At 51.8% G+C, this 22,108-nt stretch carries 27 protein-coding genes; 5 read left to right on the forward strand and 22 right to left on the reverse strand.

Annotated features, from left to right (window positions below; genetic code table 11):
* The 3 genes from M467_RS23555 to M467_RS23565 form a co-directional block, all read right to left on the reverse strand.
* Positions 1-839, reverse strand: an 839-nt coding sequence (locus M467_RS23555; RefSeq protein ID WP_021066634.1) for an LTA synthase family protein, incomplete at its 3' end; no start/stop codon positions are given.
* A gap of 195 nt (positions 840-1,034) precedes the next feature.
* A complete protein-coding gene (locus tag M467_RS23560) occupies positions 1,035-1,814 on the reverse strand; it encodes a sulfite exporter TauE/SafE family protein (protein ID WP_021066635.1) in 780 nt (259 codons plus the stop codon).
* Between the two features lie 40 nt (positions 1,815-1,854).
* Positions 1,855-2,226 carry a rhodanese-like domain-containing protein gene (locus tag M467_RS23565; RefSeq protein ID WP_021066636.1) on the reverse strand — a complete coding sequence of 124 codons (372 nt, stop codon included), beginning with the start codon at positions 2,224-2,226 and terminating at the stop codon, positions 1,855-1,857.
* A 113-nt stretch (positions 2,227-2,339) separates the two neighbouring features.
* Here M467_RS23565 and M467_RS23570 point away from each other — a divergent pair, with 113 nt between their 5' ends.
* From M467_RS23570 to M467_RS23580, 3 genes are all read left to right on the forward strand, one after another.
* Complete coding sequence (locus tag M467_RS23570; protein ID WP_021066637.1) at positions 2,340-2,636, forward strand: rhodanese-like domain-containing protein; 297 nt, start codon at positions 2,340-2,342, stop codon at positions 2,634-2,636.
* A gap of 69 nt (positions 2,637-2,705) precedes the next feature.
* Complete coding sequence (locus tag M467_RS23575) at positions 2,706-4,106, forward strand: MBL fold metallo-hydrolase (RefSeq protein WP_021066638.1); 1,401 nt, start codon at positions 2,706-2,708, stop codon at positions 4,104-4,106.
* A 63-nt stretch (positions 4,107-4,169) separates the two neighbouring features.
* On the forward strand, positions 4,170-5,291 hold the full coding sequence (locus tag M467_RS23580; RefSeq protein WP_021066639.1) for a TlpA disulfide reductase family protein: 1,122 nt from the start codon (positions 4,170-4,172) through the stop codon (positions 5,289-5,291).
* Between the two features lie 68 nt (positions 5,292-5,359).
* Here M467_RS23580 and M467_RS31885 read toward each other — a convergent pair whose 3' ends face one another.
* The 5 genes from M467_RS31885 to M467_RS23605 all read right to left on the reverse strand — a co-directional run bounded on the left by M467_RS31885 (position 5,360) and on the right by M467_RS23605 (position 9,590).
* The gene (locus M467_RS31885) at positions 5,360-5,950 is read right to left on the reverse strand and encodes a YrvL family regulatory protein (protein ID WP_081637934.1); all 591 of its coding nucleotides are present in this window, start codon (positions 5,948-5,950) and stop codon (positions 5,360-5,362) included.
* Positions 5,857-6,609 carry an oxygen-insensitive NADPH nitroreductase gene (nfsA, locus tag M467_RS23590; protein ID WP_021066641.1) on the reverse strand — a complete coding sequence of 251 codons (753 nt, stop codon included), beginning with the start codon at positions 6,607-6,609 and terminating at the stop codon, positions 5,857-5,859. Before nfsA ends, M467_RS31885 begins: the two co-directional genes overlap by 94 nt.
* Before the next feature lie 66 nt (positions 6,610-6,675).
* A complete protein-coding gene (locus M467_RS23595; RefSeq protein ID WP_021066642.1) occupies positions 6,676-7,362 on the reverse strand; it encodes a hypothetical protein in 687 nt (228 codons plus the stop codon).
* 68 nt (positions 7,363-7,430) lie between these two features.
* A complete protein-coding gene (locus tag M467_RS23600) occupies positions 7,431-8,900 on the reverse strand; it encodes a catalase (protein ID WP_021066643.1) in 1,470 nt (489 codons plus the stop codon).
* Between the two features lie 108 nt (positions 8,901-9,008).
* The gene (locus tag M467_RS23605) at positions 9,009-9,590 is read right to left on the reverse strand and encodes a DUF2238 domain-containing protein (protein ID WP_021066644.1); all 582 of its coding nucleotides are present in this window, start codon (positions 9,588-9,590) and stop codon (positions 9,009-9,011) included.
* Positions 9,591-9,744: 154 nt separating this feature from the next.
* Here M467_RS23605 and M467_RS23610 point away from each other — a divergent pair, with 154 nt between their 5' ends.
* Positions 9,745-10,158 (forward strand): VOC family protein, encoded by a 414-nt coding sequence (locus M467_RS23610; RefSeq protein WP_021066645.1) that lies wholly within the window; start codon positions 9,745-9,747, stop codon positions 10,156-10,158.
* A 38-nt stretch (positions 10,159-10,196) separates the two neighbouring features.
* On the opposite strand, the gene M467_RS23615 is transcribed toward M467_RS23610, so the two are convergent.
* The 11 genes from M467_RS23615 to M467_RS23665 all read right to left on the reverse strand — a co-directional run bounded on the left by M467_RS23615 (position 10,197) and on the right by M467_RS23665 (position 16,938).
* Positions 10,197-10,922 (reverse strand): class I SAM-dependent DNA methyltransferase, encoded by a 726-nt coding sequence (locus M467_RS23615; protein WP_021066646.1) that lies wholly within the window; start codon positions 10,920-10,922, stop codon positions 10,197-10,199.
* The gene (rsfS, locus tag M467_RS23620; RefSeq protein ID WP_021066647.1) at positions 10,922-11,269 is read right to left on the reverse strand and encodes a ribosome silencing factor; all 348 of its coding nucleotides are present in this window, start codon (positions 11,267-11,269) and stop codon (positions 10,922-10,924) included. The genes M467_RS23615 and rsfS overlap by 1 nt, the downstream gene beginning before the upstream one ends.
* Before the next feature lie 10 nt (positions 11,270-11,279).
* Positions 11,280-11,837, reverse strand: coding sequence for a bis(5'-nucleosyl)-tetraphosphatase (symmetrical) YqeK (gene yqeK / locus M467_RS23625; RefSeq protein ID WP_021066648.1), 558 nt, complete (start codon positions 11,835-11,837; stop codon positions 11,280-11,282).
* The gene (locus tag M467_RS23630; RefSeq protein ID WP_021066649.1) at positions 11,827-12,396 is read right to left on the reverse strand and encodes a nicotinate-nucleotide adenylyltransferase; all 570 of its coding nucleotides are present in this window, start codon (positions 12,394-12,396) and stop codon (positions 11,827-11,829) included. Before M467_RS23630 ends, yqeK begins: the two co-directional genes overlap by 11 nt.
* Positions 12,393-12,689 carry a ribosome assembly RNA-binding protein YhbY gene (gene yhbY / locus M467_RS23635; RefSeq protein ID WP_021066650.1) on the reverse strand — a complete coding sequence of 99 codons (297 nt, stop codon included), beginning with the start codon at positions 12,687-12,689 and terminating at the stop codon, positions 12,393-12,395. The genes M467_RS23630 and yhbY overlap by 4 nt, the downstream gene beginning before the upstream one ends.
* Positions 12,690-12,694: 5 nt before the next feature.
* Positions 12,695-13,480, reverse strand: coding sequence for a shikimate dehydrogenase (gene aroE / locus M467_RS23640; RefSeq protein ID WP_021066651.1), 786 nt, complete (start codon positions 13,478-13,480; stop codon positions 12,695-12,697).
* Positions 13,477-14,589: a ribosome biogenesis GTPase YqeH gene (gene yqeH, locus M467_RS23645; protein ID WP_029595938.1), complete on the reverse strand. Its 1,113-nt coding sequence runs from the start codon at positions 14,587-14,589 to the stop codon at positions 13,477-13,479. The genes aroE and yqeH overlap by 4 nt, the downstream gene beginning before the upstream one ends.
* A gap of 134 nt (positions 14,590-14,723) precedes the next feature.
* Positions 14,724-15,350 (reverse strand): YqeG family HAD IIIA-type phosphatase, encoded by a 627-nt coding sequence (locus M467_RS23650; RefSeq protein ID WP_021066653.1) that lies wholly within the window; start codon positions 15,348-15,350, stop codon positions 14,724-14,726.
* Between the two features lie 128 nt (positions 15,351-15,478).
* The gene (locus M467_RS23655) at positions 15,479-16,261 is read right to left on the reverse strand and encodes a phosphatidylserine decarboxylase (protein ID WP_021066654.1); all 783 of its coding nucleotides are present in this window, start codon (positions 16,259-16,261) and stop codon (positions 15,479-15,481) included.
* The gene (locus tag M467_RS23660) at positions 16,258-16,677 is read right to left on the reverse strand and encodes a thioredoxin family protein (RefSeq protein WP_021066655.1); all 420 of its coding nucleotides are present in this window, start codon (positions 16,675-16,677) and stop codon (positions 16,258-16,260) included. The genes M467_RS23655 and M467_RS23660 overlap by 4 nt, the downstream gene beginning before the upstream one ends.
* A 66-nt stretch (positions 16,678-16,743) precedes the next feature.
* Entirely contained in the window at positions 16,744-16,938 is a 195-nt protein-coding gene (locus M467_RS23665) for a YjzD family protein (protein ID WP_021066656.1), read from the reverse strand.
* 164 nt (positions 16,939-17,102) lie between these two features.
* Between M467_RS23665 and M467_RS23670 the strand changes: the two genes are divergently transcribed.
* Entirely contained in the window at positions 17,103-17,915 is an 813-nt protein-coding gene (locus M467_RS23670; protein WP_021066657.1) for a Cof-type HAD-IIB family hydrolase, read from the forward strand.
* A 56-nt stretch (positions 17,916-17,971) separates the two neighbouring features.
* Here M467_RS23670 and M467_RS23675 read toward each other — a convergent pair whose 3' ends face one another.
* The 3 genes from M467_RS23675 to M467_RS23685 all read right to left on the reverse strand — a co-directional run bounded on the left by M467_RS23675 (position 17,972) and on the right by M467_RS23685 (position 22,009).
* A complete protein-coding gene (locus M467_RS23675; protein WP_021066658.1) occupies positions 17,972-18,643 on the reverse strand; it encodes a 5'-methylthioadenosine/S-adenosylhomocysteine nucleosidase family protein in 672 nt (223 codons plus the stop codon).
* Between the two features lie 74 nt (positions 18,644-18,717).
* The gene (locus M467_RS23680; RefSeq protein ID WP_021066659.1) at positions 18,718-19,566 is read right to left on the reverse strand and encodes a YitT family protein; all 849 of its coding nucleotides are present in this window, start codon (positions 19,564-19,566) and stop codon (positions 18,718-18,720) included.
* 145 nt (positions 19,567-19,711) lie between these two features.
* Positions 19,712-22,009 carry a glycoside hydrolase family 65 protein gene (locus M467_RS23685; protein WP_021066660.1) on the reverse strand — a complete coding sequence of 766 codons (2,298 nt, stop codon included), beginning with the start codon at positions 22,007-22,009 and terminating at the stop codon, positions 19,712-19,714.
* Positions 22,010-22,108: the final 99 nt, after the last annotated feature.

The following is a 22,108-nucleotide window of genomic DNA, read 5'->3' on the forward strand; positions in this document are numbered from 1 at the left end:
CCGTTCGACGCTTTCATGTTGTGCGTGAAGTTTTGGGCCGACTCGAACGAGACGACGACCACGTTCTTGCCTTTATACTTCCCGAACATCTCCGGGTCCGGAGCCGCATAGTTCTGACGTGTGAAGTTCTCGACTTCGTCCAGTTCAGAACCGTCTGCGAGCGCCTTCTGGGCCGACGTCTTCGTTTGGAGCATGGCGTCGTAGACGTGGAAGTTGAACGTTCCTAAGTTTTTAACCAACAGCTCTCGGTCGAACGAGCGCGTCAACAGTTCTGGACGCTCCGTTTCGGCGAGGACGAGGTTGAACCCGAACAAAGCCGCGGCCGCACCGAACGTGATTAAGACGCGGCGTTGCGATGCCTGGCTCGTCTCGTTCATCTTCCATAATAGGAATGGAAGCACGACGAGGTCCCCTAATAGAAGCAAGTCTTTCCATTCGAGAAGCGACAGGAATGAAGACGAGAGCGTCTCCATGTTCGACGACTGGAACAAGACCGGTACGGTCAAGAAGTCTGTGAACTCACGATAGTACGTCGTATCCGCGAACAAGATGAGCGAGGAGACGAGGTACAGACTGTACAGTGCCCACTTCCGCTTATTCCCCCCAAAGAAGAAGCTGAAAGCGAACAGGAACAACGTGAAACTGAGCGGGTTGATGATGAGGATGAATGCCTGGACCGCGTTCTCGGCCGGCATATTGAAGAAGAACTGATACGCGATCAGCGACTTCGTCCATAACAGGATGGTGAACATCCAAAACAGACGGTGTGTCTTGAACGAGTCGAGCGCCGTCTGGCGGAAGCGGTCCATCCTTCCTTTCGATTGATTCATGGGATTCATGTAAACACTCCTTATATGGAATTCAAGTTAAAGATTCATTTTCTTTTTAGACGTATAAGCTATATTTTAACGTTCCCTTGAACTCAATTCAACTAATTGACGTTTACAACTATACACAAACTTAACAATCCGATTGCAATGTTTACGAAAAAAAGACTACCGAGTCGCCTCGGTAGCCGATTACGAGTGATTCGCTCACCCGATGAGATCCATCCAAATTTTTACTGTACTCGCTAAAATGAGTAACGCTAAAATCATCTGCAGTGATTTCGTCTTCATGTTTTTACCGACGTTCGCGCCGAGCGGTGCGGCGATCAAACTGGCGATAATCATGATGACGGCAGGTTCCCACACAATTTGGTCGGTGATAATTTTCCCTGCTGTCGAGCCGATTGACGAGATGAACGTGATGGCGAGCGAACTCGCGATTGCCATCTTCGTCGGAATCCGGAGCACGACGAGCATAATCGGCATCAAAATGAACGCGCCTGCCGCCCCGACGATTCCCGCGGCCACCCCGACGACGAACGCCGAACTCGCTGCAATCACTTTATTGAATGTGACTTGGTCGAGCGGGACGTCCTCGACGTTCTTTTTCGGTAAGAACATCATGATTGTCGCAATCGTCGCGAGCACGGCGTAGACGACGTTAATCAAGTTCTCAGACAAGAGCGTCGAGCCGTAGCCGCCGATGAAACTCCCGATCAAGACGGCGACACCCATATACAGGATGAGCTGCTTGTTCAAGTAGCCGCCTTTCCGGTATGCGTAAATCCCACCGATTGTCGCGAAGAAAACTTGAATCGCGCTGATCCCCGATACTTCATGGGCGCTGAACGCTGCGAAGCCGAGAAGCGGTGGAATGTACAACAGCATCGGATATTTAATAATCGATCCGCCAATCCCGACCATCCCCGAAATGAACGACCCGATAAAGCCGATCAAAAAGATGGTGATAATAAATCCAAATTCCATATTAACTCCTCCAATTCCCTACCCTCTATATAAGTAAGTTTTATTGTTGTTCCCAAGCAATCATGCCGCCTGAGATATCATAAATTTCCGTGTAGCCACGTTCTTGCAACAGCTGTGCCGCTTGAGCACTTCGATTTCCGCTCTGGCAGATGACATAAATCGGTTCATCTTTCGGATAAGGTAATTCGGTTGCATTTAATGATGAAAGTGGTGCGTTCACCGCTCCTTCAATATGCCCCCCCTCGTATTCATCCACTTCTCGGACGTCTAACAAGGTTATTTCTTCGTTTTCCAATCTGTTTTGCAGTGTTTCGACGTCGATTTTTGTAATTCCACTCTCATCTGACGTAAAAAGAACGATTCCGACCGTCGCTAGCACTAAAATCGATACAATCATCATGATTTTCTTCAATTTTCGACCTCCGATTCTTTTTCTTGCATTCAGTATACCTCAGGGGGTATATTAAAAACAACGAAAGAAACTCACTTCAAAAATTCTTGAATCACAAAGGAGATTTATCACTCATGAAAACCATTTCGACTACTGAACTAGAAACGTTGCTTCAATCTGATGAGACGCTCAACTTGATTGATGTTCGAGAGACAGACGAATTTGCAGGTGGCCACATCAAGCAAGCGAAAAACGTCCCACTCTCTGAATTCGGTGCGAAAGTCGATGAGCTCGATCGTTCGAAACCGATTCACGTCATCTGTGCGGCAGGCGGACGAAGCATGAACGCTTCGGCTTACCTCGACTCACTCGGCTTCGATGTCGTCAACGTCGATGGCGGCATGATGAGCTGGACAGGTGAAACGGTCTAACAATCTTCTATATATACAGTAAAAAAAGCACAGTCGTTTACAGTCAACTATTCTTAGGGGGTATTACACATGTTATTACGTTATTTCTATGATCAAAAATTAGCACAAGCATCTTATATGGTCGGTTGCCAAATGACCGGCGAAGCCGTCGTCATCGACCCGGCCCGTAACATCACACCTTATCTTCAAGAAGCTGAAAAAGAAGGCATGAAAATCGTCGCGACGGCTGAGACTCACATCCACGCCGATTTCGTATCAGGTTCACTCGAGCTTGCGAAACGCACCGGTTCAACAGCTTACCTCTCAGACGAAGGTGACGCGTCATGGAAATATGCGTTCGCGAAAGACATCGATTCAAAACTCGTCAAAAATGGCGACACGTTCAAAGTCGGTAACGTCACACTCGAAGTCATGCATACACCAGGCCACACGCCAGAACACATCTCGTTCTTACTCTATGACCGGAACCAAACACAACCGATGGGCATCTTCACAGGCGACTTCGTCTTCGTCGGCGACATCGGTCGTCCTGACTTGCTCGAAGAAGCAGCTGGCGTAAAAGGAACGACAGCCATCGGTGCCGAGCAAATGTTCAACTCGCTCAAGAAGTTCAAAGCTCTTCCTGACTTCGTTCAAGTCTGGCCGGGCCACGGTGCCGGCAGTGCCTGTGGGAAAGCGCTCGGCGCCATCCCGACATCGACAGTCGGTTACGAGAAAGCGACGAACTGGGCACTTCAAATGACTGATCAAGATGCGTTCATCAAAGAGTTGACGACGGATCAACCAGAACCGCCGAACTACTTCGCAATGATGAAGAAAGTAAACAAAGAAGGCATTCAAGTGACGAACATGATCGCTCGTCCGGAAGTCGTCGGTACGGACCGCCTCGACACGCTCGTCGACGAGACACAAGTCGTCGATACACGTACAGGGGAAGAATTCGCCAAAGGACACGTCCCTGGTACCATCAACATCCCATACAACACGAAATTCGTCTCATGGGCCGGCTGGCTCGTCAACTTCGACAAAGACATCACGCTCATCGCGAGCGCGGAAGACGTCGAACAAGTGCAGACCGATCTTCAATCAATCGGTCTCGACCGTCTCCGCTTCATCGTCCCAGTCGAAGAGCTCGGTCAAGAACTTTTGACGGAAACGTACACGGACGTGACAGCGGAACAAGCGATTGAATCAGCTGAAAAAGGTGACGTCTTCGTCCTCGACGTCCGAAATGCGACGGAATGGAACGCGAGCCACTATGAGAAAGCCGAGCGCATCTTACTCGGTAAGTTGGCGCGTGACCACGAAGGCCTCCCGACAGACCAAACGATTGCCGTTCACTGTGCGTCAGGCGTCCGTTCACGGATGGCCGCGAGCGTGCTTCAATCACTCGGCTACAAGGATATCCAAAACATCCTCGGTGGCTATGGTGCGATGAAGACTGTCCTCAATGCAGAACAAATCGGCTAATGCTATACTACAAACAAAGAAAGCGCCCACTCGTCTGGGCGCTTTTTCTCTAGGAGGGATTGTGTGATTGCGATCGGTCCATTGAACGTTCGACTCGATTTACTGGCTATGATGGCCAGCCTGCTCATTCTCTACATCGGTTTTAAAAAAATCGGCTTATCGGAAAAAGACCGCGACGTCGTCCTCGGCACATGGTTCGCCGGTTTCCTCGCGTGGAAAGGAAGTGCAATCGTCCTCGGTCTCGCGTCGACGGGTAGTTTGGCCTTATCCCTTTATGCGACCGGGGGCACGTGGTCAATCCTGATCGCCGCTGGTGTGATTGCATTTTTCGTCTACCGGCTCTTGCCTAGCCTTCGTGGCTATTGGTTGTTCTCGGCCTTGTTCCTTTGGTTTGCGATGACGCTCGTCGTCCCGAAATATGGGACGCTCCCGCTGCTTTCTTCATCGCAACCGCTCCATCTCTATATGGCCGCCCTCATCGTCTTACTGCTTATCGCGACGTGGCGCTGGATGCGGACACCGACGCTCGGAGCGCTGCTCTGGACGGGGGTCGGTGCATTTTCGATTTGGTTGATCGGGTCAATCGTCACCGGTACGTTGAAGTTGTGGTGGATCATTCCATTCTTCCTTCTCATCGCCGTCGCCGCCTACGTGGCGCGACCGTCCCAGAAGGCCATTCAATACGGACTCGGTCTCATTGTCGTGCTCGCCATCATCAACGCCAGCCTACCAGACGAGACACCACGGCTCGAAGCCGGTTCGTCTCAGACCGGTTTGAACATTGGTCAAGTGCCGCCGAACTTCGAATTGAAGCGGACGGATGGGACGACGTTCAACTTGAGTAAGTTGCGCGGCGAACGGGTCGTCGTCAACTTCTGGGCGTCGTGGTGCCCACCGTGTCGGGCCGAGATGCCCGACATGGCCAAGTTTGCCCGTGAACAAGACGATGTGACCATCGTCGCCGTCAATACGACGACGAGCGAACGGGATGTCGCTGATGCCGAATCATTCGTCGCCCCGTATGAAGATGCGTTCGAAGTCGTCTACGACGAGAACGGGATGGTCGGGGATGCGTATCGGATTCAGGCGATGCCGACGACGTACGTCCTCGATGAAAATGGGGTCATCGTCGCCAAGCAATTCGGCGCCATCGACCACGCCTGGCTCGATGCTCAGACAAATTGAAAGTAAAGGAGCGGTTTTCTCTCGATTGAGAAAAGCCGCTCCTTTATTTGTCTCGCCGGTAATTCTACTCATCTTTTTTCGTAAGCTTCAAATTCTTTTGAACCTCGTTTTGGAGGATCAGGATCTTGTTGAATAGATAACCACCCTACTAGACCTGTGACAAGCGAGAACAGACTGATCCCCAGTTGAGAAATCGACACAGACGTCATCAATCGGTCAATGATATTAACAATGATGAATGTACTCATGACGTGAAGGAACAAAGCTAACATCCCTGTATGTGATTGGATGACATTGAGAGTCGTCAACGCCTTCAATAAAGCCGACAGAAACAAGTTAATCGGGATCTCTGACAGTCCGTATACGAGGAAGAAGAGGAGCAGACTCCACAACGATTCATATTGTAGACCGAGTATTTTCAAGATTAGAAATTCAAGAGACGTAAACACAATCAATATGATGGAAATAATTAACGTACAAATCAATAAAGGTTTGATTCCTTTTATCGTGATTGCCCCCTTCTGTATAGACAGCGCCCCCAAATTAAAAACCGCCTGAGCGGTTCTTAATTTTGCTTTGAATAACCTTGAGTCTTCAAGAAGTCTTTTACGTCGAGCCGGGTCGGTTTCGATAACATCCGTCCCATTTGTCCGGTCCACGTGTCGCTTCGTTGGTTCGACCCACGGGCCGCGTAGTAGTCGTGAATCGTCGCATCGTACGCATCGAGTTCTTGTTTCAATTGCTCGGCGTCTGCGACGTATGTGTTCTCGTGATAAATATGTTCGAGCGGGAGACGCGGCTTTTGACCTTCGACGTGCTCCGGTACACCGATGGCAAGTCCGAAGAGCGGCAATACCCGCTCCGGCAGACCGAGCAGTTCCTTCACAGCGAACATATCATTGCGAATCCCGCCGATATAGCAAATGCCGAGGCCCATCGATTCGGCGGCCACGACGGCATTTTGCGACGCGAGCGCGACATCGATGACCGCGACAAGCAACTTCTCGTCCGTCTCGAGCGTCGCATTCACTTCGGCCTCCCTCAGTTCACCGATCAACTCATGTCGATATAAATCAGCGCAGAAGACGAAGAAGTGACCGTTGTCGATGACGTACTGCTGGTTACCGGCGATTTCAGCCAGTCGAGCTTTCTTCTCCGGGTCGGTCACCCCGATGATGGAATAGGCTTGGATGAAGCTCGATGTCGAGGCGCGCTGAGCACTCTCGACGATGAGTCGGATTTGTTCGTCGGTCAACGTCTCGTCCGTGAACGAGCGAACAGAGCGGTGGTTCAATAGTGTTTCGATGACTTGATTCATGAAGCTTCCCCCTTTTTTCTTATCTTGGCATAACCACAAGATCGGGACAATTTTGAAAGCTTCTATTCAGACATCCACCTCAAAAATCGCCCACGGTAGCCAAAGGACAGATTCTGTCTCCACGTCTTCTTGATTGCTGTATGTACAATAGCGTTCCGCTTCTTCAAATGTCGATATGAATCCGTGTCTATTCAACTGGAACGAGAACTGTTTGGCAAAATCTTGTTCTAGCCCATTACATAGATACGAATGAAACATGCCATTCTCATAACCGAGCACTTCGTACCCGAGCAGTCTCCCTACTGGCGCGCCGCATCCATGTCGCAATAAACGTTCGACACCATAACGCTCAAGACTCTCTCCTTCGTCCCCTTCTGCTAAAAAGTCAGCAACATAAGACTCAGGCAAACCGAGTTCAATGATGTCGAGCTCGATGTGAGAGAAGAAACGATTGCGAAGTCTCTTGGCGAGTTCAACCGTCTGAAACGTTTGAGGGTATCCGAGGTCCCCACTCTCTTGATGAATCTCCACCCATTCCGTGAGCTTAAAGAACGCTTCTTCGCTAAGTCGCAGTCGTTCTCGATACGCCTTCTTACGCTCTTTTGAAGTCCCCCAAAGCACATCGAGCGTCGGGTGTTGCTCACAAATGCATGCACTTGCTGATTGTACGGACTCCGGAATAAGTTGCGCGTCCATATAAGCTGCTCGTTTTGTACGTTCAATCAGCAAATACCCCCCACTTCGTATATTCATCTCATCCCCTCCACTTTCTAGTATACGCAAAAAAAGCAGAGTGGCCTGTTCCCACTCTGCTTGCGTGTTTATTCTGTGACTTGACTCAAGAACGGTGTGATATCGACGTTAAGTGCTTCCGAGAGACGCGCGCCGAGGTCGCGGTCGGCCCGGTAGAAGTTGCAGATCAAGAGGAGCACCGTGTTTTCATGGCGAACTTCTTTAATATGCGCCACCAAGTTGTTCACGAGTGCCGTCTTCTCTTCTTCCGAGTAGCGACGGTACACTTCTCCAGCTTGACCGAAGTCGTTCGTCTTCTCGATTTTTTGACGTCCGGCCACGCCTGAGAGTGGTTGTTCCGTCTCGATATAAGCCGCATCCGGTTTCGGTGCGTCCTCATAGCGGTTCGGTTCATAGTTGACCGGGCTCGTTTGTTGTTTGAACGGCATCACGCCATCACGCTGATTGTTCGATACTTGTGCGAACGGACAGTTGATTGGGAGCTGCAAGTAGTTCGCTCCGATACGGTAACGTTGCGTATCCGAATAGGAGAACAAGCGACCTTGGAGCATTTTGTCTTCCGACGGTTGAATCCCAGGTACAAGCACGCCCGGGTTGAAGCCGACCGATTCCGTCTCGGCAAAGTAGTTGTCGACGTTTTTGTTGAGTGTCATCGTGCCGACGAGTTGATACGGGATGACGTCTTCGAACCAGTCTTTTGTCGCGTCGAGCGGATCGAAGTCGAAGTTGTCCATATCGGCCGGGTCGAGGATTTGGACGTAGAGATCCCATTCTGGGAAGTCGCCTTCCTCGATGGCGTTGAACAAGTCGCGTGTCGCATGGTTGAAGTCTTCGGCCTGTACTTTCGCCGCGTCTTCCATCGACAAGTTTTTAACCCCTTGTTTTGGGACCCAACGGAGTTTTATGTACACCGTGTTTCCGTATTCGTTGACCCATTTGAATGAGTGGACCGATGAACCGCGCATATGACGGTATGAGGCTGGAATCCCTTCATCGCTGAACAAGTGGATGAGCATGCTCGTCGATTCCGGCGTGAGCGACATGAAGTCGAAGAAACGGTCTGGGTCTTGCAAGTTCGTCCGTGGGTCCGGTTTGAGTGAGTGGATCACGTCTGGGAATTTGATGGCGTCACGGATAAAGAAGACCGGTAAGTTGTTTCCGACGAAATCATAGTTCCCTTCTTCCGTGTAAAACTTGACCGAGAATCCACGTGGGTCACGAAGCGTCTCTGGTGAGCCAAGACCATGAATGACGGTTGAGAAGCGAGCGAAGATTGGTGTCTCTTGTCCCTCTTCCTGCAAAAATTTGGCTTTTGTATATCGTTTCATGCTATTTTTAACTTTGAAGACACCGTGTGCTCCGGCACCACGGGCATGAACGACCCGCTCCGGCACGCGCTCACGGTCAAAGTGGGCGAGTTTTTCAATGAGTTGATAATCTTCGAGAAGTGTCGGGCCGCGGCGACCCGCTGTGATGGAGTTGGCGTTATCCCCGATTGGGACGCCTTGGTTAGTAGTTAGACGACGATGTTGATCCATATTGTTGCCTCCTCTTTATAATTATTCTTACAAAGTTAATGATATTAAAAGATAATAATTATTACAAATAAAACGCTCGAGCACTGCTAGGGCGTTTTGCAATCGCTTTCAGTTTTTACGTTTCTTGTGTTGTTCTTTCCGGTGAATCTCGGTCACGAGCAAGGCTGCGATAATGCCGCCGAGTGATCCGGCAACGAGATCGACCATCGTGTCGTCGTTCCCGTTCCCTTGCATCGTCGTGTTCAATAGCAAGTCCGATGTGAATTCATACATTTCCCAAAGTGCCGCCCCGGCCATCGCGAAGACGACGATATAGACGAAGACGAACCGCTTCGGCATCTCAAGTCGGATGTCCTCATCAAGTCGACTTAAGAAATCGAAGCCGAGAAACGCCAAGAAGACGCCGCTCAACACGTGAAGAAACGTGTCCCACCAACCGTTCGAATACAAGCCGACAATCGACCCCAAGTACTGCGACGCAAACAAGAATAAGATATAGGCGACTTTCATTTTAGCGTCGAACTCGGTTTTGAACGTCTTCTCGAGGATGAACGGAATCAAACCCGACACGATCCCCGCCCCGGCGACGCTCGCGTCAAACCACTCTCCTTCGATGATTGACGTGACGAGTATGACCGCCATGAACAACACGAACCCGAATTCCAGTAGACGTCCTCGTGTCAGTTTCATCTCTGAGCGCCTTCCTTCGTAAGAATGTCTCACCTACCGTATTCCCGTTTCAGCGACCGTTTCAACAATCTCGTCCGAAAATTCGTGCTTTTGTCGGATTCTTCCGTCATCGGTTTGTCTCATACTGAAAGAAACGATTCGAGGAGGAACACTCATGCCGATCAACCCGTATCTCAATTTCAATGGCAACTGTCGCGACGCCGTCCTGTTTTATGCCGACGTCTTCGCCGAGCCCGCCCCGGACATCATGACGTTTGCTGCCCAGCCTGGACCGGACGGTGAACCGGTACCGGATGAGCTGGCCGACCTCGTGCTCCATGCCCGTCTAAGCGTCCACGGCACTTCGCTCATGTTTTCGGACGCGATGCCGGACGGTCCGGTCACGTTCGGACAGAACATCACGCTCGCCGTCGTGACAGATGACCTCCACGCCATCCGTCGTGAATTCGAGGCCCTATCTGACGGCGGCCGTGTCCTCATGCCGCTCCAAGAGACGTTCTGGAGCAAAGCGTACGGTATGGTCGAAGACCGTTTCGGTGTCCAATGGCAATTCAGTCACGAGGCGTAAACGAAAGACCCCATCGCAAATCCGCGGTGGGGTCTCGTTTATTTCTGGGCGACAAAAAAGATTCGTTCTGCGTTCGGGCCCGGAGCTTGGTCCGTAAAGTCGGCCGTGACCGATTTCACATGGAAGCCGGCTCCGATGAGCCATTGCATATATTGCCCCGGCTCATACGTCCGTTGCTCATGCGTCTCTTCGACACGCTCATACGTGCCATCCTCAAGGGCGACAAAGAACGTCAAATCGTGAACGACCGAGAGCGGTGCTTCGCCTGGGTCGGCGAACCAGATATACGAGCAATCTTCCCCGTTCGAGGCATACGTCTTCTGGTTGAAAAGCGTCTGCATCTTGTTTGGCGAATGCACATCAAAGATGAACATGCCGCCCGGTTTCAATTGTTCGTACACCGCCTCGAACGTGTCGATGACATCGGCCTCATCCTCGAGATAGCAAAGCGAGTCACAGAGGATTGTCACGGCGTCGACCGGATGTGGCAATTCAAGCTCCCGCATGTCCTGTTGCCAGAGCGGAAGCGTGATGCCTGCCTCGAGCGCTTTCTCTTGGGCGACTTCGAGCATCGACTCAGATAAGTCGAGTCCGATCGTCTCGTAATACTGCGCCAAGCGAATCGTCGCCGAGCCCGTCCCGCATCCGACGTCAGCAAGCGATGCACCGTCTTTGACATGGCGGCGCACGAAGGCGACCCAGTCCTCGTACGGGGCATCTTTCATCAACTCATCGTAGACGTAGGCGAACCCTTCGTACGCCATTAGCCGACTTCTACTTCCACTTGTGGCGCATCTGCCCACAGTTTTTCAAGGTTGTAGTAGTCGCGGTCATCGCGATGGAAGATATGGACGACGACGTTTTCGAGGTCAGCGAGCACCCAACGTGCCGAGTCCATGCCTTCGAATTTGTGGAGCGGAAGCTCATGCTCGCCGGCCACGTCTTTGATTTCGCGCGCAATCGCTTGGACTTGCTTCTCTGAGTTACCGTGGCAGATGACGAAATAATCTGCGACTGGTGAGATGCCTTCCATGTCGAGGACGACGATATCTTCGGCACGCTTATCGTCAGCGGCCTTCACGATCAATTCTAATTCTTCTTTTACAGTCATACTGTACCTCCTAGGGTGTTTTCACAAAATGGTTATACGTCTCAATCGTCAGTGGGAAAATCCGCACCGACTTGTTCAATAAATAAGCAATCGTCTGGCGCAACGTCGCGACGACGGCCGCTTCGAGCGAACGATCCGCGAGGTCACGTAAGACGTCGACGCCGGGATACGACCGATTCGGTTCGATTGCGTCCGCAACGAATAAAATCTGGTCGAGCCGGGACATGCCCGGTTCTCCGGTCGTGTGGTTCTTGATGGCCGACACGACGGCCGGGTCAAGGTCGTACGCTCGGTCTAACAGGATGGCCCCGACCGGCGCATGCAACAGCTCGTCATCAAACGCAAGCAAGCTCGGGTCGAGGTTCTCCTCGACCACGACTTGCCGCATCATGTCGGCATCCAAATATTTCGCATAGTCGTGCAACATCGCCGCGAGTCGCGCCGCTTCCACATCAGCCCCGTACAAGCGGGCCAACCGGTCGGCCGTTTCGACGACACCGAGCGTGTGGATGTAGCGTTTCTCGGGCAACGTCGCCTCAATCAATGATTGTGCTTCCTCATACGTCATACAAGTCGCGCTCCTTGATATAAGTTTCGACATCGAGCGGGACGAGATATTTGATGGACTTGTCCCGTCTCATCCGCTCCCGGATATCGGTCGACGAGATCTCGAGTTGCGGCATATCGATCGTGCGCACATCTGCCTGTTTCGGGATGCGGTAGCGGCTGCCCGGACGCGCGACAGCCCCGAACGTGACGAGGGTGACGAGCGTCTCGTAATCGTACCACTTCTCGAGTGATTCGAGCGAGTCCGCCCCAATCAAGAAGAAGAACGTGTCGTCCGGAAACAAGTCCCGCAACCGTCTCATCGTCTCGACCGTATAGGACGGTTCGTCACGTTCAAACTCAATCAAGCTTAGTTTGAACGCAGGTTGATCCGCAATCGCCCGCCGGGTCATTTCGATTCGGTCTTCGGCCGGGCTGAAGCCCGCCTTGTGCGGCGGAATCGCCGCCGGCAGAAACCATACCTCATCGAGCTCCAACTGTTCGCGCGCCTGTTCGGCGATCAATAAATGACCGAGATGTGGCGGGTCGAACGTGCCTCCCATCAGGCCGATGCGGCTCATGGGAGTTTGATTTGGCGATTTTCTTTCTCAGTCGCCTGTTTGTACAAGACGATGACTTTTCCGATGACTTGAACGACTTCGGCTTTCGTGCCTTCAGCCAATTCTCCGGCTACGTCTTTCGGCGTATCGGTACAGTTTTGAAGCACTTGAACTTTCAAGAGCTCACGTTTTTCGAGCGCGTCGCTGATGTCTTTGCACATCGCTTCACTCACTCCATTTTTTCCGACTTGATAAATCGGCGAGAGGTGGTGTGCCTCGGCACGTAAAAAGCGTTTTTGTTTACCTGATAACATACTATTTATTCCTCCAATAAGCGTTCAATTAACTTCATTCCGACAAGTTGATCCGGTCTCACACCTGTCCAATATTCAAACGCCAAAGCGCCTTGTCCGACGAACATGGCAGTTCCGTTGACGATTTTCGCGTCTGCTTTGGCGGCTTCCTTTAAAAACGGTGTGACGAGTGGACGATATATGATATCACAAACGACGGTGTTTTGTCGTAAACCTTTTAACGATCGTGGTGAATCGACGCCGTCCATGCCGACCGATGTCGTCTGGATGATGACGTCATACCGTGCGATCTCGACATCTGTGAGCGCCTGCGCCTCGATCCCGAACGCGTCCGCGAGACGCTCCGCCCGTTCCATCGTTCGATTCGTGACCGTGACGTCACGGGTCGGCAAGGCACTGATGATGCCGCGCGCTGCCCCACCCGCCCCGATGACGAGCACATGGCCCGTCCAATCGGTCCAGCGGTCGAGCGCGGCGACGAGGCCGGCACCGTCCGTGTTCGTCCCAATCAGCTTCCCGTCCCGCTTATACACCGTGTTGACGGCACCAGCGGCTTCGGCCGCCACATCGAGTGTATCAAGGTACGGGATGACAGCCTCTTTATACGGGATTGTGACGTTAAATCCGTCCCAGACACCGTCACGCATCTGTTGAAACAAGTCCTCGATTTCGTCCGGGGTGACGTCGAGCGCCTCATAGCGCCCGAAAAGCCCAGACGCTCTCAGCCACTGCTCGTGCAGGACGGGAGAGAGCGAATGAGCAATCGGGTGACCGATGACGGCCAGTCTCATACGAGCGCCTCACGCAATGTGACGGCAACTCCTTTTGGTGCCCATGCGGCGATGCGTCCACCTTTTCCGTGAATCGCAACCCAACCGAGTCCGCTGAAGACGATGTCTGTCTTGACGCCGTCACGGAGACTGAACTCGTGACGCACGAGCGGAGGCAATAGTTGCAACGTTTTCTCGTTCGGCGGATTGAGCATCTTACCGATATGGTTTTCGTATAGTTCATCTGCTTTGTCGAGCTTGGTCCGGTGTGTCTTCAACTCGTTCGACATGTAGACAACGAACGAGCGCTTGTTGCCTTCCATGTAGTCGAGCCGGGCGAGTCCACCGAAGAAGAGTGTCTGCTGCGGGTTCAATTGGAACACGTGCGGCTTAATCTCTTTTTTCGGGGTGATCGTCTTCAAATCTTTCGCATCGACATAATGCGCCATTTGATGACGGTTGATAATCCCCGGCGTATCGTACAGGTTCGCATCATCGTCGAGCGGGACGTCAATCAAATCGAGCGTCGTTCCCGGGAAATGACTGACCGTGATGATAGCCTCGTCTTCTGCTCCGAAGCGCTTGATGATTTGGTTGATGAGCGTCGACTTCCCGACGTTCGTACAACCGACGACATAGACGTCCTTGCCTTTACGATAGTACTCAATTTTCTCTGCGAGCTCGTCGATGCCGTGCCCTTTTTTGGCACTGATCAAGTGCACATCGACCGGGTTCAAGCCGAGTTCTTTCGCTTCAGACTTCATCCAGTTGGCCATCCGGTTCGGGTTGACCGACTTCGGTAATAAGTCGACTTTGTTCCCGACCAAGAGGACGGGGTTCGTGCCGACTGAGCGTTGTAGCCCTGGCAACCAGCTGCCGTTGAAGTCGAAAATATCGACGATTTTAATGACGAGCGCTTCTTTGGAGCTGATGCCGTTCAAGATGCGCAAGAAGTCGTCATCTGTCAATTCGACGTCTTGAATTTGATTGTAGTGCTTCAATTTGAAGCAACGTTGGCAAATGACGATCTCGCGATCGAGTGCCGATTTTGGTGCATAACCGGCACCGGTCGGGTCTTCCGTTTGAATAGCGACACCGCAACCGGCGCAATAACGTGTTGTTTCTTCCATAATGTTGTCTGCTGTCATTTAAGTTGCCTCTTCTTCATTCACTGTAGCGCCTCGCCGCTACTCCTGAAGCGTTAATTCCGACGCCTTACGCGCCGTACATGGACAGCCTCCTTCTTCCTGTGCGTTCGAGGTCCTTATTCATCTTTTTTATGTGAATCTTCGGAACGTGAGTGCATCGCTTCACCGATTTTCTCAGCGACGGCCACTTTGGCGCGCTTCGCATCGACGGCGAGTTCCTCAACTTTTTTCGTGATCAACACGTACTTTCCGCGACGTTTCATATGGGCGAACACGACTTTTTCAAGCATGCGATTGAACTTCGTGACGAGTCCGTCCGTCTTGACGACCGGTTGCACGTGGATGACGTGAATCCCGGCCATGTTGGCACCGAGTACGTCCGTGAACAATTGATCGCCTAAGAAGATGGCTTCTTTCGTCGAATAGCCATATTTTGCGAGCGCCTGTTTGAATCCAGACGGTAACGGCTTTTTCGCACGTGCCACATAGTGAAGGCCGAGCGGTTCCGTGAACGTACGTACGCGGTTCTCGTTATTATTCGAGACGACGATGACATCGAGGCCGTGTGACTTCACTTTTTCAAGCCATAGCAAAAGAAGCTCTGGTGCGTGCGGGACGTCCCAGGCCACGAGTGTATTATCAAGGTCCGTCAAAATTACACGTACCCCACGGTCTTTCAATTCTTCAAGGTCGATGTCAAATACTGACGCGACGAACTGTTTCGGATAAAGTCGATTAAACACGGTTAAATTCCTCCAATTAGCTAAAGCGATTCAACTACTATACATGTAGTGATATCCCTTCTATGGTAAACGAAAACCGACCAAACGACTAGTGTATCGTTCGGTCGGCCTGAAAAAGTTTTAAAAAATCAACCGTTTTGCATCGTCCCGATGCCTTCTCCGAGTCGAACCGGGCCGATTTTGGCTGGGTCGATGGTGACGCGGCCTTTCTCAAAACAAAGGATGACGGTCGAGCCGAATGAGAAATAACCGACCTCGTCGCCTTTGCCCGCGTGTTCGCCTTCAAGCGTCCATTCGATCGTATTGACGTTCAACGCCCCGACCATGATGTGCTCGTATACTCCAACGGCCGTCTCGAAGCGTGTGACGCGACGATAGTTGCGTGAGAGCGGACGAACCGTCTCCGTCAACCCGATGTCATTCACCGGTGCCGAACGGTCACCGAGTTCATAATGACTGAGCACCCGCCCGGCGAGCGGGACGTGGACGCGGTGATAGTCACGCGGGCTCAAATAAAGGACACAGACCGTACCGCCGGCGTAACGTCTTGCTTCTTGTTGCGATCCGAGCAGTTCGGCGAGCGTGTACGACTGACCCTTGACCTCGAAGCGGCTGTCGTCCGTAATATCGGCCACGATGGATAGTTTGCCGTCGCATGGTGAGACGACCGAGTTCGGGTTGGCGTCAATCGGCCGGACCCCGTCTTTCAAATGACGTGTGAAAAAGGCGTGCAGGCTCGGATAAGCCTCGATCGGTTCCGCCGCTTCATCAACGTTGATTTGATACGTTTTCGCAAACGACGGGATGAAGGCCCGGCTCGCTGACGATTCAGCGAAGGCACGGAGTCGCTTGGCAATGACCGGGGTCGCGTTCAATTCAAACAAAGTCTGATATAAGCGGCTTTTGATCACTGTGTGCCCTCCTCGTTTTTAAAGAACGTTTCATACTGTTGCTCAGAGACCGCTCCTTCAACACGTCCGACTTCTTTTCCATCTTGGAAACGAATCATCGTCGGTGTCCCGTTGATGCCATAAGTCGTCCAGACGTTGTGGTCGGCCAAGTTGATGGAGACGGCGTCATTCTCTTCGATGAGTGGCTCGACGTATGGTTTGACTTGCTCACAGTATTCGCAACCTGTCTGCCAGAAGTAGACGACGACTTCCTCTTCTTCTGAAATCTTCGTCTCGAGCTCGTCAGGTGTGACGGCGTTGACGCCCGTCTCCTCGTTCGCGTTGTTCAAGAAGAACAACAAGCCGAGACCGATGACGATGATGACTCCGATGATGGCGAACGTGATGAAGTTCGCCCGTTTGGCATTGTTTTTCATATTCGATTCCTCCTAATAATATAAAAAGAACTGACTCGGATATGAGCCAGCTTGGTTGTAGACGTCTTACTTCTCTTGTGCGACGTCGCTAATCCCCATATCTTGGTTAAGCGTGTCCAAGAGTACAATAAAGATCGTGATGACGACGCCAAAGAATGTCGCGAGCATCGCGTTGAACGTCACGCCATCGACAGCAGAAATGATAAAAATTGCTGTATTCGAAAGCAAGATCGCCCAGAACAATGTGACTAAGTAACGCATCGATAGTCCCCTCCATCTCACAGATGATTCATGAAAAATTCATACGTCCTTAGTATAGCATTGTTACCGTAAAATGTGCGACCTCGATTGTATATTCTTTCCGTCGAAACGGGAAATATGGTACGGTTTGAGAAATAAGCAACTCGTAGAAAAGAGGAAACCCTATGTCACGTTATTTAATCGCAGTCGATTTGGATGGAACGTTGTTGCGCGACGACAAGACGATCAGTGAGCGCAACGTGCGCGCGCTTCAAGCAGCCCGTGAGGCGGGTCATGAAGTGATGATCGCGACCGGTCGCCCACAACGCCACTCGATCATGTATTACGAAGAGCTCGGCTTGACGACACCGCTCATCAACTTCAACGGCGCGCTCGTCCATCACCCGAAAGATCCGTCATACGCAGTGACGCACCGGCCGATTCCCCTCAAGACGGCGCACGAAATTATCGAGGAAGTATCGGAAACGAAAGCGCACAACATCGTCGTCGAAGTGACCGACCACGTCTATTTCCATAAAGATCCGCAAGAGTTTTACAGCCCGTACGCCGAGCGCGCGCTCAGCGTCACGTCGGGCAACTTGCTCAAACACTTGCAGGAAGAACCGACATCGCTCCTCATCCACGCGACGAAAGAGCACGTCGACAACGTCCGCGCTCGTTTGAATAAAGTCCACGCCGAGGCCGTCTTGAACCGCCAATGGCGCATGCCAGAGCACATGATCGAGGTCATGAGCCAGAACACGTCGAAAGCGCTCGGGTTGCGCGAAGTATCGAAACATCTCGGTATCAACCGCAAAAACATCATCGCGTTCGGCGACGAGGAAAACGACCTCGAGATGCTCGACTACGTCGGCACCGGCGTCGCGATGGCCAATGCCATCAGCCAGTTGAAAGCCGTCGCGGATGAAGTGACCGCTTCAAATATGGAAGACGGCATCGCCATCTACCTCGAAGAAAAACTTGGCATCAAAGCATAATCCACACACCGACTGTTCATGCAGTCGGTGTTTTTTGCGTTCGATTCTAACCATGGTCAAATAAAGCGCCACAAATAGTCGTCAAAAATCTTGGTCATCACTTTCGGGGTGTTCGCGATGTACACATTGATTTGTTCCACGTTCGATTCATACGGATCCGCGTCACGTTCATCCGTCGGGAAGTCTGAGATTCCTTTGATGACGATGCATTCGACGTCATTTTTCTTGCAGATATACGCGATGGCGCCTGCTTCCGTATCCGCGATGGTGATGTCGTGTCCTTTCAGTTCCAGGTAGTCGTTCCACATCACGACCGCCCGATCGGCCGTCGCAATGGTACCCGTCAAAAAATCGTCCCCGTAGTTCGCTAGTTCAATGTCGACGATGAACGATTGCTTGATCAGCGGCTCTACTTCTTTGACCGTGCAATCGTATTGAACAGCGCGATGAGGGATGAGGATATCCAACTGGTTGAACGTATCGTCGATTCCGGCGCACGTGCCAGCCACAATCACTTTCATTAAATTGAAGCGAGACATCATATATTGATTGGCACCGACCCCGTTCGCTTTCCGCACACCGGTGCTGTAGAAAACGAGTTCGACATCATCAAGCGTCCTCTTGAAATACTCGCCATACGGGTAACTGAACCGTTCATCCACGCTAACGTCATAATACTCCAATGTCGCTTCATACTCCCATTTCGTCGCAATACTGACTCCAATCATCACACGTCCCCCTCACACTCGTTTTATCTCTACCTATACAATAACCCCCGCTGAGCGTTCAGCGGGGGTTTATTTTAGCGTCGGAACGCACCTTCGACATCTTCAGTCGGGACCATATTGATGAAGACGCTTGGATCGGCGTCTTTACAGATGCGTGTGATTTCACGCACTTCGTGTCGTTGAGCGACCATCATGAGCGTCGCTTTCTCGACTTTCGAGTATGTGCCGATCGCCGGCATGAGCGTGATGCCGCGGAAGACGTGCTGGTGCAACTCCTTCGTCACTTCGTCCGGATGACTCGTGACGATGAAGAGCGTCTGGCGCTGCGTATTCGTATAAATCTCATCGATGACTTTCGACGTCACATATAAGAAGACGATCGTATAAAGCGCGGTCTGCCAACCGAACAACGCACCGGCCCAAAGCGCGATCATCATGTTCATGAGGAACAGATAGACGCCGACCGAGTTGTTCGTGAACTTCGCTAAGATCAGGGCGACGATATCGAATCCGCCGGTCGAGGCACCGAAACGAATCGTAATCCCCGAACCGATGGCGAGCAAAACCCCACCGAACACAGCGTTCAAAAGCGGGTCGTCCGAAATGATTGACGACTGCGGAAGCACGCGAATGAACACGGTGACTGCCGCGACGCTGATCAATGTATGAATCATCATGTTCTTGCCGAGCATGAAATAACTGACGATCAACAGCGGTACGTTCAAGACGAAGAACCAAATCCCTTCCCCGAGCTCAAACGGTGTCCCCGCAAACAGTTGCGTAAAAATTTGGGCGAGCCCCGTAAATCCGGTCGAGTATACCCCCGCCGGGATTAAAAATAATGTCATGGATAATGCAACGAACACTCCCCCGATAATCGAAACGATTCCGATGCGAGCGTGTTCTTTAACGGCTTCCGTCAAGTTTTGTCTCCCCTTTCAAAAATGGCTAAGAATCAAGATAACATAGTTTTCTAGTGCTGCCTACCATAAAAATAATGGGATGTGTCCACGCTCTTCATAAAAAAACAAGCCGGCCGAGGCCGACTTGTTGAACTGATGCGTTTGGTCACGCTTTCACCGTCTCGATTGTCACGGCATCGTTTGCCGGGACCGTGACGATGTTTCCGTATACGCGGATGGACACGTCCGTGCCACCTGTCTGTTTGATCGTCACTTGTTCACGCGTCGACGTGACCGTCAAGTGATGACCGCGCCAGAGCATGTTGAACGAGTACCCGTTCCAGCCTTTAGGAATCATCGGGCTGAATGTGAGCTCCGACTCAAGGGCGCGCATACCTGCGAAACCGTGAACGATCGACATCCATGAGCCGACCATCGACGTGATGTGAAGCCCGTCTTCCGTGTCGTTGTTATAGTTATCGAGATCGAGTCGTGCCGAACGTTGGTACAACTCGACCGCCTTGTCTTCATAGCCGACTTCGGCTGCTATAATCGAGTAGACGCAAGGCGACAAGCTCGACTCATGGACCGTACGCGGCTCATAGAAGTCGAAGTTGGCCCGCTTCTGTTCGACCGTGAAGCGATCGCTGAACGTATACAGTCCTTGTAGCACATCCGCCTGCTTGATGAAGTTCGAGCGGAGGATACGGTCCCACGACCAGTTTTGGTTGAGCGGCAAATGTTTCGGATCGAGGTCTTTCACCAAAATCTGTTCTTTATCCATGAAGCCGTCCTGTTGCATGAACACGTCTGGGACGAGGTCATCTTTCGGGTAGTACATCTTCGTTTGGATATCGTTCCACTTCGCGAGTTCTTCGTCTGAAAGACCGAGCGTCGCGACAAGTTCTTCAAGGCGCGCCGGCTCTGCTTCTTTCAAATAGTTGTACACTTCTTGCGTGTACTCGAGCGTCCAAGCGGCAATCAAGTTCGTATACCAGTTGTTGTTGACGTTGTTGTCGTATTCGTTCGGACCTGTGACGCCTAGAATCATATACACGTCTTTGTGCGGGACAAAGTTGACGCGGCTCGCCCAGTAACGCGAGATCTCGACCAATACTTCAAGTCCGTATTGACCTAGGTATGACTTGTCGCCCGTGAAGTTCGTATAGTTGAAGATGGCGTGGGCGATCGCACCGTTCCGGTGAATCTCTTCATGCGTGATTTCCCACTCGTTGTGGCACTCTTCCCCGTTCATCGTCACCATCGGATAGAGGGCGCCTTCCATGCCGACGTTCTTGACCGAGTTCTCTTTTGCTTGCGGCAATTGGTTGTGACGATATTTGAGCAAGTTCCACGATACTTCCGGTTTCGTCGTCGCCAAGTAGAAGTGGAGGCAATACGCTTCCGTGTCCCAGTATGTGGCGCCGCCGTATTTCTCGCCGGTGAACCCTTTCGGTCCGATGTTGAGGCGCGAGTCCTCGCCCGTATACGTCTGATACATGTTGAAAATGTTGAAGCGGATACCTTGCTGCGCTTCAGCGTCGCCGTCGATGCGGACGTCCGCGTCTTCCCAACGAGCGAGCCATGCTTCCGTCTGCTCGGCGAGAAGCGTTTCGAAGCCTTTTTCGAACGCCATCTCGACACGTTGCATCCCTTCCGATTGTAACGCCTCGACTTCATAATCACGGTTCGTGACGACCGAGACGTACTTGTACGCCGTCGCCGTCTCACCAGCTGGTGCCGTGACCGTGAACTTGTTGGCGACGTAAAGGTCCGTCGCTTCGAGCACTTCGCAACGTGCCCCCTCGACGTCAGCAATCATCGATGCCGTGACGTGCCAGTCGAGCTTCTTCGTTTTCGTTGTCACGAAACCGAAACGCTCTTCGACGCCGTGTTCGACCGGCAACCAGAACTTCTCATCGTAGTTCGAGTCTTCGTTGACGACATCGCCGTCCAAGAAAGGTGTGAATTCGACTTTCGCTTCGTAGTTGACCGGAGTGACGTTGTAACGGATCGCCAAAATCTCTTTGTCGACGATTGAGAAGAACCGGACGACTTCGACGTTCGTCTCTTCCGTCCCGTTCACGAGCGTGAACGTCCGCGTCAAGACACCGCGCTGCATATCAAGTTCACGCGTAAAGTCTTTCACTTCCCACTTCGCCAAGTCGACCGGCGTCCCGTTGATGGCGACACGAAGCCCAACGACGTTCGTCGCGTTCAATACTTTTGCGAAGTATTCCGGATAACCGTTCTTCCACCAACCGACACGTGTCTTATCTGGGTAATAAACACCGGCCACGTAAAAGCCTTGATGTGTATCGTTTGAATACTCTTCTTCAAAGTTGCCACGCATCCCCATATGTCCATTCCCGAGCGAGGTAATTGATTCCGCCAGGCGATTTTCTTCCGGATGTAGGCCTTTTTCCGTTACTTTCCATTCGTCGACTGCAAACAATCGTTTCATCTGTCTGCCACTCCTTTTTCTCTACAAGGCTACTCGTCATTAGACAATCGAATCATGCAACCGTTTGTCTATGAAAGCGCTGTATTTCAATCTCACCTC

Source organism: Exiguobacterium chiriqhucha RW-2 (assembly GCF_000416965.1).
Taxonomy (GTDB): domain Bacteria; phylum Bacillota; class Bacilli; order Exiguobacteriales; family Exiguobacteriaceae; genus Exiguobacterium; species Exiguobacterium chiriqhucha.